Consider the following 13,539-nt stretch of genomic DNA (forward strand, 5'->3'; position numbering starts at 1 on the left):
CACGGACGACGCGATAATTTGTAAGCCATCACTTGCGCTTCCTTGAGCAGTTGTGCTGGATCAAATCTCCGTTTCAACGCTCGTGCCGATAAGCGAGCATACTGTGACCGACAGCATGCTGGAAACCGGAGCGGGTCACAGTGTCTTGAGGTATTCAAGCAACGCCTTTTTGTCTCGGTCGCTTAAACTGGTCCCGTACTCGTGTCCGCATCGGCTATTTCCAGAATTGATATTACTACAATCCGTGACAGACAGAGTTTCGCTCAGCGGCTTCCTGGGTCGCAGCAAGACCAACGTCTTCAATGTCGTATTTCCGTCCAACGCTGAACTGCGGTTTGCGTATCCCCTGATGGCTTGAGCAATTCCGCCAGGGTAGGGACCGAGCCGTTATGAAGATAAGGTGCGGCGGCCCAAATACCCTGCAGAACACGAGCCTCGTAGGCGCCCCACGGCTGCTCCCTGCCGCTTGGCCTTTTTGATTGCTTCGGAGGTGCTGGCAGTATCGAAAGCCGTTAGCAAATCCTGCAGCGTTGGTGGTAGTCGCACGAGCCCCAGAGACTCCGGTGTGTCCGACGATCCCAGGTCTGGCGCCGCTGCCACCCGTGCGTTAGTGGAAGGTGCGCCGCCGGCCAACAGGTGTTCTGCGATCGAACCAATGATCGAGGTCGCAAGAATGTTAAGGACCTCATCGTTCTCCTTGAGTGGGACGGTCGCGAAGGGATGTACGCTCCCTTCAGCACGCCCGTCTTCGCTTTCCAGGCGAGGACGTCGTATTCTCGTGTATCGTTACCAACGTTCTGGACCGTAGTCCTCCATGTTTTGATGAATGGAATGCGTTGCTCTCCGTCTTCAATCCCGGGGCATTCGCGACATCCCCCTTCAGCGGAATCCCTTTCACCATTGCCTCGGGGGGCTAAAGCAGCGTCAATCTTCCAAGGCCATTTCGGAGTGCCGATTCACTTCACCAAGTTTCAAGCTCGCTCAGGCCGTCGAAATTGGCGGAGTTATTGTCGAGGAAATTGATGATCGCGCCCTGACGCATCGGCTCGAACGTAGTGAATACCCCCAGAACCTCGCCAACGTTCCGAGCTAGCCCCAAGATGTCACTTCCATCTTTGGCGAATCCAGGCCATTGTCTTTTGTCCTGTCGCGGCGAATTCCAAAGGAATGGGTATCTCACGGGAGCGTCCGCGGTTTTCATGTTTTCCGGGATCATGAAGTCGGGTGGCGGGCCGATGTCCAGTCCGGATATGCGCTTGAAAATCATACCTACAGCATCCAGACGGCCAACTCCCCAGCCGTTCTTGGGCAGCGCACGCACCATGAGCGTGTGAAACCGCAAGTACCACCCATCTACCTGTCGACGAAGATCCGCAACATCGGCCGCATCCGGCGTTGCGGACCGCAGAACAGCTGCAGAAAACGGAGCGAACGAGCTGTCGCTGGCGATCACGTCGCCGACTGCCTTGTCCAGATCGCCAAGCAGTGCGTAGAAGTCTCCAAACCCCGGACCGCCATCCACCCGATACACCTTGCCGTCAACTTCGATCTGGCGCGAGTGACATGCCGAGCAGGTCATTCCGACGACCTGGAAGTCTTGAGGGCCAGAAGCGTGAAAGCCGACGGGAAGGTTGGCCGTGTTTGCAGGATTCCGTAGATACCCGTACCGTGACAAGCCATCCGCGAGGAACGGCTGTCCGTTCGTTTGCTTCAGGGCCTGCATCCAAGATAACGAAATCAAACGCGAACCCTGATCGCACGAATAGAAATCCGCTCTCGCTGCCGCGGTCCAATCCATACCTTGGTCAACATAGATAGGGTTGGCGTCGGTACCCTGAGCGCTCGATCTTGTCGTGACGAAACGCTAAGGCAATTAGAATGAGAGTACGGAGCATCGTGTGGCCTACCGCTTCCATTGTCAAAATCGCCCGAAGAGACGTTCGCCGAAACCCCACGCCGTCTCCGGCAAACTTGGGCTCGCCTTTCGGCTTGCAGGTCGCCTGATCATTGGTCATTAGAGGGCGCTCTCCAACTAAGTTCAACCTACCAAGTCTTGGGAGAAGGCACCGGCTAGCGGTGTATCGGTAGCCTTACTAATCGCAGAACCTGCCGTAGCGAACCAGACCCACGCCGATTTGTCTCCAGAGACTGACGATCGCTTTGGAGGCCTGGCTAGGTATTGGCGTGCGCTGCCGGGCAACATGCGTCTCACCGCATCGGGGTATCAAAGTCTCGGACCGTGAAATCGTTGGCCAAGCTCTCGTCTGAAAAGCACAAAGAGTCGTTGGGCAGACCTCTTGTTGCTGATTCCGCAACGAGCGCGGTACGATACGATCGATCATCGTACCGGATCTTTGTGTGTAGGGCGTCGACAATTGATCAGCATCAGCCTCATCGCCCAAGGGCCAGTCCTCTTGCGTCGCCGTTCCCCAGATCGTACGTGCGGGGACATAGGGACGTAGGGGCGGGCGGCGCAAGCGCATCTGCACCTTCGATCGCAACGAATTTTCGTCGCAGGTCGTGTTACGTCGCCCAAGGCCCCGCCCCCCTGACCGATCGGGTTGGATCAACGTAACCGGCATGAAGCCCCCACCTCGCCATCGTGAGGCTCGCCTGCGATACAGCCTGGCATGAGCTGATCGGCGGAGGTGCAACGATGGCAAATACCATGCTTGATGCCAGGCAGGAAGGTGATTCCTATCGTCGGGTCGAGGTGAGCACCGGACAGCGGCGGCGATGGACGGGCGAAGAGAAGGCCCGGATCGCAGCGGAGAGCTTCGAGGAGGGGGCGAACATCTCCGAGGTGGCGCGGCGCAATGGCGTTGCCCGCGGGCTGCTCACGGTGTGGCGACAACCAAGCTCTCCGGGGTAATCGAGATCGAGATGAAATCCAGCTTCGTGCACCGCGTCCTGAAAGCGATCACGTCGTGTACCTGGAGCCGGCTGTTCAGGTCGCTTTCGTCAAGTTCATTGAGCGTATCGTGGAGGGCCGCAAATGACCGAGCGGCTGGCACGTTGATTGCGGAGGCGCAGCGGCTCACTGCGCTGAAGCGCGAGCAAATCGAGTTGGTCGTCGCCGAGACGGCCCGCAGCAGTGAAGCCATCGACCTCGCTGCTATCGACCACATGCACGACAACCCAGTGACGGACGACGACTGCGAAGTGATCGCGTTTGATCGCCATCGTCTTGCGCAACGTCTTCCGCTGCGGATACCGAACCTGGAAGCCGTGATCCTGCCCGCGGGGTCACCTCGAGCGAGTACTCGATCCTCCGCGCCGGGGTCGCGCTCGCCATCGTCTCCTCGCTCGGCGGCACGCTGGGCGCGGCGTTTCAAAGCATCTCGGCGTACCTCAGGGGGGAGATGGAGAGCAAAGAGATCATTCGACGGACGGCGACCGAGTTCATTGAGGCGGTTCGTGCCGGCCTCGTTCAATACATCGAAAAGCACATAGGAGCGTCCATTGATGGCCGTTCTTTGGTGAATACGAGGCGACGATATCCGATGCTCCCGTACGTGTCGTTCCGGCTTGAGGAGGACAGGGGCATGTCCGTCCCGCCAGAACGCCAAGCGCTACTAGCTGAGGTATGGACCATTCTCTCAGCCGCCCGCGATCTCGGAGATATCGTTACGCACTTGGTTGCGCGCCGCATTGTGGACGCTCACTTGACTGACCGTCAGCCCCGCATCACTTCGGATATCGAAGTGATTATGATGTACGTCCGTTGAGCATATCAAGCTATTGAAGATTTGCGGGGCCGGCCACTGCGCCGGCTTTTCGTTTTGGTCGATCTCTTCGCTTTCGCTTATGGTCCGATCACTTGTGCCTTCTCTGTCGGTCCGGACGTGCAGCCGCCATGCTGTGCAAGCCGTATTAACGACAGATACGGCCGCGTCTGCGATGAGAATGCTATAGCTTCGAGAAGCTGGGTTGATGCTCATGTGCGCCTCCCCTCATCGGCAGACGAATAGCAGCCTCGAAGGCCAGTATAAATGTGGTCTGTCCATTGCACCAGCCTCCAGCGATCGTGAGCGCTGGCGTAGGAAGTGACTTTCCGTTTTCGAGGCCGTCTGGGCGGTAGTCAGTTCGAGCTTCGGGATCGCGGCAAGCACGACAGCTGTTGCGACCGTCCCTTGGGACCACTGTGTGAGTGCCTCAATGGCGTTCTTCAACGCCTCTTCACGGGTCATAGCATGATCTCCACGCCGCGCCGCTAGGCCGATGCTACGGAAAGACGCGCGAGCGGCTGGAGGAGCCGCTAGCGCTAGTTAAGGCTGCGCGGACTTGGACATCTCACGGGGGTTGTGCAATAGTATGAGAATCCAAATCCAAACGTCTCTCAGCAACTCGCGTGCCAGACAGTCAGGGAGGCGAAAAGCTGCACAGCCTCTTCACGGGTCATGATCGACACGAAACGCGGCGCTAGGGCGATCAATAAAAAGCGTGCGGACGGCGGAAGGAGCCGCCCGCACGAGTTGCTGGTGGAGACTTGGCCGTCTCACGAGGGTCATCAATAAGCAACCAAGCCAACAGGGCTCAGCAACTCGCGTGCCAGACGGTCACGCTGCAGAGACGCAAAACGGCTTGCTTTCACACCTCGTGCAGACTGACTACCTGCACTGTGGTGGTAGCTTCCGGACGTACATGTCATGAACCGGACGCGACTGAACGAGATCAGACGTGCGGCGCTTTTAGTCACTTCTGGGGCGCGGGATGATTGGATCAACCTCGTCATCGTGTATAGCTATCAGCTCGCCGGGCTCCACGCCGAGCCTTTGCAACTGCTCCTTTTCGATCGGCCAGTTAGCATTGCGGCCTTTGCGCCGCAGTCTTTCAGGGGCAGCTTCACGGCTTCCGCCGGATCGGTGACCGCAACCGCGTAAGTTACATGCCCGAAGTCTTCGTCGTCGTCGCTGTCTTTCTTGAAGATGGCGACAGTCACTATCCAACCATCCACCTTGCTGCCCTCGGGAGCAGCCCTCGTCATGTGAAATCGGCTCGGACCGATGATCCTGCAAATTCGGAGCCATCGGGCGTGCATGCCGTCAACCGATCGCGGCTGCACGCAAACAAGAAACATACCCAGACTAGCCTCAACGGCTCGCGGGAGGCAGGTAACGAGGCATGATGCGCATTGCGCACTCATTAACCTGTGCGTGGAACGCGTCGGCGGTGTCGCTGTTTCCGAAAAATATTCGACGGCGGTCACGGCCAAGAGCTTCGATACAAAATTCGCGCGCTTTGTGGATAGCTCCACGTTCCGCGTCAGTTAGTGCGCTTTGGGCATTCACAGACGAATCGGTCAGGAGGAGGAGCGCGGCGGCGATCAACGGTCGTTTCATATCGGAGGCTCAACAAAGGCGCAGGCGAGATTGGTCCGGAATACTAATCGAGCCATCCCTCGTTGTCGAATTCGGCCGGTCTTGATTAATCCGTATCATCCCGGGAACCTCCTCCACACGAGCCGGGAGTTGCGCTAGGCTCATAGCCCCAAGAGGAGGCGACTGGAAGTGCCGAGCGAGAAGCGGGTCAGTGTTGAAGAGCGGCCGGCAATCCTCCCGCGCCTTCGTCCCATACAGGCGTGACGCAAGGCGCGTTTCCAGCGTCTCCTAGCTGATCCTGACATCGCTCAGAATGATCCGGGGCGGTTCAAGTCCATCAAGGCGGCGCAGCACCACACGGCCGTCGGGATGCGCGCGGAAGCCATCCTGCGCAGGCTGATCGAGAGTTAAAGCGTGTCCGCCCGTTATCGGCCTCGCCACGATGTGAGAGCTTATTTTGAGGATGAAACCGGGGTGCTTCGCGATCACATCATCATCAGCGAGATGCGAGCATAATCAATGGCCGTGACAAACGAACAGATAAAGTCTGTTGCCGTGCTCGGGACCAAAGGTATTGAGTTGCAGCTATCGCTGGCGGACAAGACAGTGCAGGAAGTTCTCTATCAAATCTGGCCATTCGCTTATTGCTACGGAGTTACGACCGCCGTCACTACTGCCTCGGCAGCGCCGACGATCATCCGGCTCGCGATGATGTGATAGATGTCGTTAAGCCAGACCGGCGCCGATTCCGCGATCGCGTCGCTATCAAAGTACTCTTGCGTGCAACGCGCTTGACCAAAACGCCTACGAATGGCGACAGGATCGCGATGATCACCGCCGACCCGGCAAGCACCGTCGGAACCAATACTAGCGCTTCCGTGTTCTCCGCAAGATCTTTCATCATAAACGGCAGGACTGGCGATACAGAACCACTCCAAAAATCGTCATCCATGGGGCAGATGTCAAAATCCATCCCTGCAGCGACCCCGCCTGTCTTGTCATACATTTCCCCTTCTCGTGACATACTTGTTGTGGGCCGAAGTGAGTACGGAGTTTGCGTTCGGTCCACGGACGTGGCCCTGCCACCGCGGAATCGACGTCCGTCCCTTTCCAGCTGACTTCGCCTGCTTCCGATCAGACGGGCGTAGCCAGAAACGCGTAGCCTTCACGAAGAAGGCCCATCGAATGGTCCCGGCCAGCTCCGATTTGCGTTCTTCCCGGCAAATGGCGCATGCGATGTCGTATATGCGACTGACCCTTTGCTCGCGCCGACGGCAATAGGTCACGAGCGAAGTCTACAAGTCGTCGTTGCGATCCAGTTCCTGGGCAAGAACCAGTGCATCCTCGATTGCCATACCGCCGCCGGATGTCATTTGCGGCGTCAACGAATGGGCCGCGTCGCCCAATAGCACGACACGGCCACGGTGCCAGGGGGCTGGCATCATCAAGACATCAAATGGGCGATAGCTATGTAAATGAAATGGGCGGTAGCTTATGTGCTTGTCTTCGCCGATCACCTTGGCAGCCGCGACCAGTTCGGGCGCCGTAAAGGGGGCGAGCAGTTTCGTGGGTCTCCGGTCGGCTGGAGACACACGAAAAAACCTTGTCGCGCGAACAGTGCTCGTGCTCCTGAGCTGACGTTCCGAGATTCGCTGAATTGGAAACACACGCCACCGCGCTTCGATGAGTCCTGCGGAGAAATGAAATTCGTAGTGACCGCCTTGACGTTCCGCCATACCATCGATGACCCATCGGCGTTTTCGATCGGCATCGAGCGTGGGTGCGTATCTGGGGCTCCAGCCCGATTAGCCGGACGGTGGGTATAGGTCTTAGTGCCATATGTCCACTCGTTTCTGAACCTGTGGTCATGGCCCTGAACTAGAACCTGAGCGTCGCGTCCTGCCTTTCCCTCCTTGTGGGCTGCGTCGACCGCGGCGCGGATCGCCTCTTCCTCAGTGGCGTAAGCGCCGGAGTGCTCACAATGAGCGCAACCCTCCACTGGCCTTCATGGCGCGTGACGAAGTACTGAACGCTTTCCATAAAGCTTGGCTCCGGCATCGCCCCCGTGATCGATAGACGGGTCGTACTCTGCAAATCTGCCGCGGTCGCCTCAACTACCGTTTTGGTGGGCCCCCAAGGAGCAGTGCCTTGTAGTGATAGGGCTGGCCTGTTTGCTGTGACCGCGGAGACCAACTGCCGCGCCTTGGCCGCTTCCCTTATTACGAGAGCTGGAACGTAGCGGCTTCAATCGGCGAGATCGAGTATCGAGAGCGAGATGTCGCCTAGCTGCTAGCCAATCTTCTCGCTCTCTCTCGTTGGAGTCGAAGGCTGGATTGATGACGGATTGGGAGACGATCCATTTTTCCATTATGACCGTGATCCCAAGCTCTTTTTCCGTCTCCACCCTTGCTGCGTTGAGGGCTGCGACTGCTTGCGTTTGATCGACAACAAGCTCTCCGGTCCGGTTCTGATAGCGAACCCTTATTGCCAGCGACGATGCTGCCGACCTCGGTTGTGAAACTATGCGATTTTTTGCGCCCAGCGACGCTTCAATCTCCACACCGGCACGCGTTCCGCAACGGCTTCGGCATAGCGGTCTCGTGCAACAATCTGGCCTGGGAATGCGTACTTTCCCGCTTCGCGCAAGAGCTGCTCTAAGTGCGTCCGTTGACGAGGCGACTTGGTATTGAAATTCGAATGTAGCAGGCCGAGATTCTCGTGTCCTGGCGACCGCACCGTCGTTGGACACCGATCACGGTCTGCATCAGGCCTTTAATCTTCCAGGTAAATTGGCGCCAGCGCATGCGAGGCGGCGACCAGGCAAGCGGCGCTGCGAAGCCAAGCGATGGCGGGGTATCGATCATTCAGATATCGAACCGCTCGGCGGCATCGGCGAGATTGCTGTCAGGGTCATGACGGCAGCAGCGTTGCCGCGATCGATATCCGTAAAGTCACTGTCGGCCGGCGCCAGCGTGATACCGTTGTTTTCACCAGCGACTCGGGTCGCCGGCTTGAAGAGATCGGCCGGCGAGATCGCCCCTGTATTCTGCTTGATCGTGTCGGTCGCGCTGCCCTGCGCGTCAACATCGATCATCAGACCCCGGTGGCCAGCTTCCGCCATGAACCAAGCCAGATGCACAGCAAGCGTCGTCTTGCCGACACCCTTTTTAGTCGTCCGTGAAGAGCGGCTAAGCGATTGAGCTGGAATCGCATTTGTCGTTTTGGATTGTTAGGATTGCAGGGTTTTGATGCTTCGGACATCGGAACCTTGCAGTTTCATTTTCGGGTTTCCGTCGAATCGCCAGTCATGATTCCGTCGTTGCGTCGGAGGTGGCGATGCGACCGAAGAAGCACAAGACGACGGGATCGGGCGATCTGTTCCGGGCCAGGCTGGACCAGATCATCAATATGAAGCACGAGCTGGTTCAGCTCGCCGGCAAGGTCGATTGGGACTGGATCGACGGCGAGATCGCGCCGCTCTATAGCGAGAACGGCCGGCCGGGCATCGCGACCCGCTTCATGATCGGGCTGCTGCTGCTCAAGCACATTTACGGCCTGTCCGACGAGGGGGAGCGTTGGGTCCACGACCCGTATTTCCAGTACTTCACCGGCGAAGAGTTCTTTCAGCACGCGTTCCCGCACGAGCGCTCGGACCTGAGCCACTGGCGCAAGCGGCTCGGCGACAAGCTGGAGCTGTTGCTGGCCGAGAGCTTGCGGGTGGCGCACGAGGCCGGCGCGTTACGCAGCCAAGACCTCAAGCGGGTCACGGTCGATACCACCGTGCAGCCGAAGGCGATCACCTTCCCGACCGACGCCAAGCTGCTGCACGCGGCGATCAAGGGGCTCAACCGCCTGGCGAGGAAGCACGGGGTCAAGCTGCGGCAGTCCTATCTTCGCATTGCCAAGACCGCGGCAATGATGGCGGGACGCTACGCCCATGCCAAGCAATTCAAGCGTCATCATCGGCAGCTGCGCAGCCGGCTGGGCCGGATCATCCGCGATATCCGCTGCAAGATCGAAGGTCAGGCTGTGCTCGAGAACGCGTTCGCCCTCTCGCTCAGCCGGGCCACGCAGATTCGCGCGCAGCAGCAGCGCCAGCGCGGCTGGAAGCTCTATTCCTTCCACGCCCCGGAGGTGGAATGCATCGGCAAGGGCAAAGCAGCCGCGCCTTACGAGTTCGGTGTCAAAGCCTCTATCGTCACCAACAACCGCCGGGCTCCCGGTGGCCTGTTCGTGCTGCACGCCAGGGCGCTACCCGATAACCCGTACGACGGTCACACCTTGCGGGACGTCATCGACCGCACCGAGACACTCACCGGCTGCGCGATCGAGCGGGCCTATGTCGACAAGGGATATCGCGGCCACGACGCACAAAATCCCCGTCGCGTCTTCATCTCTGGCCAGAAGCGCGGCGTCTTCGGTGTCATCAAGCGCGAGCTGCGCCGCCGCTCCGCCATCGAACCCATCATCGGACACCTGAAAGTCGATGGTTACCTCGGCCGCTGCTACCTCAAAGGCCGTGCCGGCGATGCGGCCAACGTCATCCTCTCCGCCGTCGGCTATAACTTCCGCCGTATCCTCGCCTGGCTCAGGAAGCTCTTGCGCTTCATCCTGACCGTCCTTTGGCGCGCCTTCGCAACCCCAGTCGCCCTCAATCCCGCTTGTTAACGGACGACTTTTTATTGTTGATGACGATCGTGTTCATTGATGACTATTCCTTCCGATCGTGGCTCCTGCTGGCACGATCTCGATGAAACCGGCCTCTTCTGCGGATTCCGATGATCTCGCCCGGGTGTACCGATTTGATCTCGCCCAGGATTCCGAGATGATCTCGCCCACCATTCCGATTTGATGTCGCCCGGGGCGCGAGGCGTTCTGGCTGTCTGGTTTCTGGCATCGGCGAAGCCGCGTGGTCAATCTTGAATCGCGGCTCGAAGGACTTGTTTTTTGCTGCTCCTGCTGTGGGCATGTGGGCAACGCCCTTCGCGTCGTCCAAGCGCAGCGGCATGTCCACAGGGCCACGGGCTCAGGCCTTTCGGCCAGGCTTACGGGTTCGCCGCAGGCTCTCGCCGTTGAGATCGATCCGGTGGGCGTTATGGACCAGGCGGTCGAGAACGGCGTCGGCATAGGTGGGGTCGCCGATCAGCGCGTGCCATTGATCGACGGGAAGCTGGCTGGTGACGATGGTGGAGCGGTGGCCGTAGCGTTCCTCGAGGATCTCCAGGAGGTCGTGGCGGGCCGCGGCGTCGAGCGGCTCGAGACCCCAGTCGTCGAGGATGAGGAGATCGACGCGGCCGAGCGCGCGCAGCAGGCGGGGGTGGCGGCCGTCACCGCGCGCCAAGGCCAGATCGCTGAACAGTCGCGGGACGCGCTGATAGAGCACGGAGCGATTGTCGCGGCAGGCTTTGTTGCCGAGCGCCGAGGCGAGCCAGCTCTTGCCGACGCCGGACGGGCCACAGATCAAAAGATTGGCGTGGTCGTCGATCCATTGGCCTTCGACCAGCATCGTCAAGAGGCTGCGGTCGAGGCCGCGCGGGGTGCGATAGTCGATGTCCTCGATGCAGGCCTGCTGGCGCAGCTTGGCATATTGAAGCCGCTTCGACAGTCGCTTGTCGCGTCGCAGCGACGCTTCACGTTCGAGCAAGAGCGCAAGCCATTCGGCGTGACCGAGGCTGGCGGCCTCGCCGCCGGCTTCGATGTCGGCGAAGGCCTTGGCCATGCCGTGAAGGCCGAGTTGATGGAGCTGATCGAGGGGCGGATGGGTGAGCAAGGCGTGATCTAGTAGCGCGGCCCGCGGATGTTGGGATGGAGGATCGGCGCGTCGTCCGCGGAGCGCTTGGGTGAAGGACGCCGATCAAGATTGTTGGCGAGGATCGATTTGACCGAACCGTAAGTGCGCGCGCCGATATCGATCGCCCGCATGGCGGCGGCATCGAGCCGCTCTTGCCCGTAGGAGCGGGCCAGCCGGATGATGCCGAGGCAGGCGCGGAAGCCCTGCTCGGGGTGTGTGCGTTCATCCAGGATCAGATCACACAGCGCCGCGGTGGCCGGCCCGATCGTGGCGGCATCCTTGCGGATGCGCTCGATGGTCCAGCCGGCGTAGCGCCGATGACTGGAGGCCATGTGCTCCGGCACGGTCGTGTGCTTGTGGTTGCCGCTCACGCGTTGATGCGCGGCGATCCGCTCGCCCTTGTGGAAAATCTCCACGGTGCGGGCGGTGAAGCGCACCTCGACCTCGGCGCGGACGAAGCGATGCGGGACGCTGTAGTAATGCGCCTCGACCTCGACGTGATAGTCGATGCTGACCCGGCAGATCCGCCACTCGGCGAACACGTAAGGGCTCTCCGGCAAGACCTTCAGTGCCGGCCGGTCGATCTCCTCCAATAGCTTGCGGCGGGTGACGCCGAGCCGCCGGATCGGCCGCTCCTCGTTGAGCCGGGTCATTAACTCGGCGATCGCCGCGTTGACCTCGGCGAGGCTGTGGAAGATCCGGTGGCGCAGCCGTCCGAGCAGCCAGCGCTCGACCATGAGGACCGCCTGCTCGACCTTGGCCTTGTCCCGTGGCCGTCGTGGCCTGGCAGGCAGAATGGCGGTGCCGTAATGCGCCGCCATATCGGCGTAGCTGCGGTTGATCTGCGGATCGTAGAGGCAGGCCTTGATCACCGACCTTGGTGTTGTCCGGCACCAGCAGTGCCGGCACGCCGCCGATCGCCTCGAAGGCGCCGACGTGCCCGCTGATCCAGTCGGCGAGGCCCTGCGTCCAGGTCGCCTGCGCGTAGGTGAAGCTCGATGCGCCGAGCACCGCGACGAAAATCTGCGCGGCGCGCCGCTCGCCGGTGAGCCGGTCGATCACCACCGGCACGCCGTCGCCCGCATAGTCGACGAACAGCTTCTCGCCGGCAGCGTGCGACTGGCGCATCGTCACCGACAGCCGGCCTTCCCAAGCCCGGTAGAGCTCGCAGAACCGCGAATAGCGATACCCGCTGGGTTCGCCCGCGATGTACTCCTCCCACACGATCGACAGCGTCACGTGCTTGCGCTTGAGCTCGCGATGCACCGCCGCCCAGTCCGGCTCGGCCTGCCGCCGATGGCCCCGCCGGGTGCCCGGACCGGCTCCGGCGCTGGCGAACAGCCGGGCCTCCAGCACCGTGTCGGTGACGTCGTCTGGCAACGGCCAGGTCAGCCCCGCCGCCTCGAACCGGCGGATCGTCAACCGCACCGTCGAAGGGGCCGTGCCGACCCGCCGCGCAATCTCGCGGGTCGGCATCCCGGCCGACTTCAATCTGATCACATCGCGCACATGGCGCATCGCAAACCTCTCCGTCGGCATCCAGGTCCCCCTTCGCAAAGCCGAAAGGCGGGACCGTATCGGAGCCAGAAGAGGCCTCGTCACCCCGGGCGACATCATCCCGGAATGGTGGGCGACATCAAATCGGAACGGTGGGCGAGATCATTCCGGAATGGTGGGCGACATCGAGCGGAATCAGCACTCTTCATCCCTGCTGTTGGTTGGAACCAACAGCCGCTACGGACCGGCGCTTTCTAGATAATCTTCAAAGCCCGGCACAAATCCCCTGCCAGAAGAGTCAGGTCGGCCCAGCCAAAGAAAAAAGACGCGCCGGATCGAAAACCAGTCCGCACGGGTCGACAGGCGGTTGACGTTGTCACCGAAGCGCAGCCGCCCTCCCCGGCGGGTTGGTTTGAACTTCCAACACGTTCCGGGCCTGCACCATATAGACAGGAAATCCCTGCTCCGCGCGAGTCAAAGGGTCCCAGCGCGAAGAACACTAAATGGCGTCAGCTCAGTTGGTTGGGCTTTCCATCTGTTGAGCGTAGTGAAGGGGTTGAGAGCCAGGAATTGACTCCCGCAGTTCTACAAAGTTCCAGTTTGAGACATGAACCTTGGCACGCTTTGTGCTGACCCATCCTTGTCGGGATTTTGCATCACCTTCGCGGGGCTGGGAGCCAACGCCGCTCGAATCATTTCAAGCGAGCGGCGTTGTATTGTCGAAGCTCCTCGGCGAGTGATCCTGAATCCACACGTGGGCGACACTCGCCGGACCAGGTATCAACCGCCTTGCCGAGGAAACCCCGCCAAGATCGTCTTTGGCGGCCGACAGCAATGTGAGCGTCCACAGATCGCTAACAAATCCGGAGAGGCTAGCGGGCTTATTTGTTGGCTCGCATGGGGAGCCGTCACTGCCGTCGCTTCGCGCGA

11 protein-coding genes and 2 pseudogenes are annotated in these 13,539 nt (G+C 60.3%); 3 read left to right on the plus strand and 10 right to left on the minus strand.

What is annotated here, in order from left to right:
• Positions 1 to 299: 299 nt before the first annotated feature.
• Both HAP41_RS50535 and HAP41_RS06810 read right to left on the minus strand, forming a co-directional pair.
• Complete coding sequence (locus tag HAP41_RS50535; RefSeq protein WP_349770486.1) at positions 300 to 503, minus strand: c-type cytochrome; 204 nt, start codon at positions 501 to 503, stop codon at positions 300 to 302.
• Positions 504 to 961: 458 nt separating this feature from the next.
• Complete coding sequence (locus tag HAP41_RS06810; RefSeq protein ID WP_224580939.1) at positions 962 to 1,798, minus strand: di-heme-cytochrome C peroxidase; 837 nt, start codon at positions 1,796 to 1,798, stop codon at positions 962 to 964.
• 858 nt (positions 1,799 to 2,656) lie between these two features.
• On the opposite strand from HAP41_RS06810, the gene HAP41_RS06815 reads away from it, so the two are divergent.
• Positions 2,657 to 2,872 (plus strand): transposase, encoded by a 216-nt coding sequence (locus HAP41_RS06815; RefSeq protein WP_166104072.1) that lies wholly within the window; start codon positions 2,657 to 2,659, stop codon positions 2,870 to 2,872.
• A 95-nt stretch (positions 2,873 to 2,967) separates the two neighbouring features.
• On the opposite strand, the gene HAP41_RS06820 is transcribed toward HAP41_RS06815, so the two are convergent.
• The 3 genes from HAP41_RS06820 to HAP41_RS06830 form a co-directional block, all read right to left on the minus strand.
• Positions 2,968 to 3,183 (minus strand): hypothetical protein, encoded by a 216-nt coding sequence (locus tag HAP41_RS06820; protein WP_166104068.1) that lies wholly within the window; start codon positions 3,181 to 3,183, stop codon positions 2,968 to 2,970.
• 416 nt (positions 3,184 to 3,599) lie between these two features.
• A complete protein-coding gene (locus HAP41_RS06825) occupies positions 3,600 to 3,941 on the minus strand; it encodes a hypothetical protein (RefSeq protein WP_166104065.1) in 342 nt (113 codons plus the stop codon).
• 806 nt (positions 3,942 to 4,747) lie between these two features.
• Positions 4,748 to 4,987, minus strand: coding sequence for a hypothetical protein (locus tag HAP41_RS06830; RefSeq protein ID WP_224580938.1), 240 nt, complete (start codon positions 4,985 to 4,987; stop codon positions 4,748 to 4,750).
• Between the two features lie 853 nt (positions 4,988 to 5,840).
• Between HAP41_RS06830 and HAP41_RS06835 the strand changes: the two genes are divergently transcribed.
• Positions 5,841 to 6,038, plus strand: a complete 198-nt coding sequence (locus HAP41_RS06835; RefSeq protein WP_166104062.1) for a hypothetical protein — start codon at positions 5,841 to 5,843, stop codon at positions 6,036 to 6,038.
• Positions 6,039 to 6,616: 578 nt separating this feature from the next.
• Here the strand turns inward: HAP41_RS06835 and HAP41_RS06840 are convergent.
• From HAP41_RS06840 to HAP41_RS06845, 3 genes and pseudogenes are all read right to left on the minus strand, one after another.
• Positions 6,617 to 7,057: an FAD-dependent monooxygenase gene (locus HAP41_RS06840; protein WP_224580937.1), complete on the minus strand. Its 441-nt coding sequence runs from the start codon at positions 7,055 to 7,057 to the stop codon at positions 6,617 to 6,619.
• Between the two features lie 158 nt (positions 7,058 to 7,215).
• Positions 7,216 to 7,320, minus strand: a pseudogene (locus tag HAP41_RS50670) (hypothetical protein); the annotation flags it as partial.
• A gap of 861 nt (positions 7,321 to 8,181) precedes the next feature.
• Positions 8,182 to 8,442, minus strand: a complete 261-nt coding sequence (locus tag HAP41_RS06845; protein WP_231168619.1) for a ParA family protein — start codon at positions 8,440 to 8,442, stop codon at positions 8,182 to 8,184.
• 215 nt (positions 8,443 to 8,657) lie between these two features.
• On the opposite strand from HAP41_RS06845, the gene HAP41_RS06850 reads away from it, so the two are divergent.
• Complete coding sequence (locus HAP41_RS06850; RefSeq protein WP_166072938.1) at positions 8,658 to 9,989, plus strand: IS5 family transposase; 1,332 nt, start codon at positions 8,658 to 8,660, stop codon at positions 9,987 to 9,989.
• Positions 9,990 to 10,347: 358 nt separating this feature from the next.
• On the opposite strand, the gene istB is transcribed toward HAP41_RS06850, so the two are convergent.
• Together istB and istA are read right to left on the minus strand one after the other, a co-directional pair.
• Positions 10,348 to 11,091, minus strand: coding sequence for an IS21-like element helper ATPase IstB (gene istB / locus HAP41_RS06855; RefSeq protein WP_166104059.1), 744 nt, complete (start codon positions 11,089 to 11,091; stop codon positions 10,348 to 10,350).
• An 8-nt stretch (positions 11,092 to 11,099) separates the two neighbouring features.
• Positions 11,100 to 12,630 (minus strand): annotated as a pseudogene (gene istA, locus HAP41_RS06860) (IS21 family transposase).
• Between the last annotated feature and the right edge of the window lie 909 nt (positions 12,631 to 13,539).

The sequence above is a fragment of the Bradyrhizobium barranii subsp. apii genome (assembly GCF_011516635.5).
Taxonomy (GTDB): domain Bacteria; phylum Pseudomonadota; class Alphaproteobacteria; order Rhizobiales; family Xanthobacteraceae; genus Bradyrhizobium; species Bradyrhizobium barranii.

Bases quoted from the DNA above. Each gene is read 5' to 3' on its own strand.
- HAP41_RS06810 (WP_224580939.1), bottom strand. From the start codon at position 1,798: ATGGATTGGACCGCGGCAGCGAGAGCGGATTTCTATTCGTGCGATCAG.
- HAP41_RS06815 (WP_166104072.1), top strand. From the start codon at position 2,657: ATGGCAAATACCATGCTTGATGCCAGGCAGGAAGGTGATTCCTATCGT.
- HAP41_RS06820 (WP_166104068.1), bottom strand. From the start codon at position 3,183: ATGGCGATCAAACGCGATCACTTCGCAGTCGTCGTCCGTCACTGGGTT.
- HAP41_RS06825 (WP_166104065.1), bottom strand. From the start codon at position 3,941: ATGAGCATCAACCCAGCTTCTCGAAGCTATAGCATTCTCATCGCAGAC.
- HAP41_RS06830 (WP_224580938.1), bottom strand. From the start codon at position 4,987: ATGACGAGGGCTGCTCCCGAGGGCAGCAAGGTGGATGGTTGGATAGTG.
- HAP41_RS06835 (WP_166104062.1), top strand. From the start codon at position 5,841: ATGGCCGTGACAAACGAACAGATAAAGTCTGTTGCCGTGCTCGGGACC.
- HAP41_RS06840 (WP_224580937.1), bottom strand. From the start codon at position 7,057: ATGGCGGAACGTCAAGGCGGTCACTACGAATTTCATTTCTCCGCAGGA.
- HAP41_RS06845 (WP_231168619.1), bottom strand. From the start codon at position 8,442: ATGGCGGAAGCTGGCCACCGGGGTCTGATGATCGATGTTGACGCGCAG.
- HAP41_RS06850 (WP_166072938.1), top strand. From the start codon at position 8,658: ATGCGACCGAAGAAGCACAAGACGACGGGATCGGGCGATCTGTTCCGG.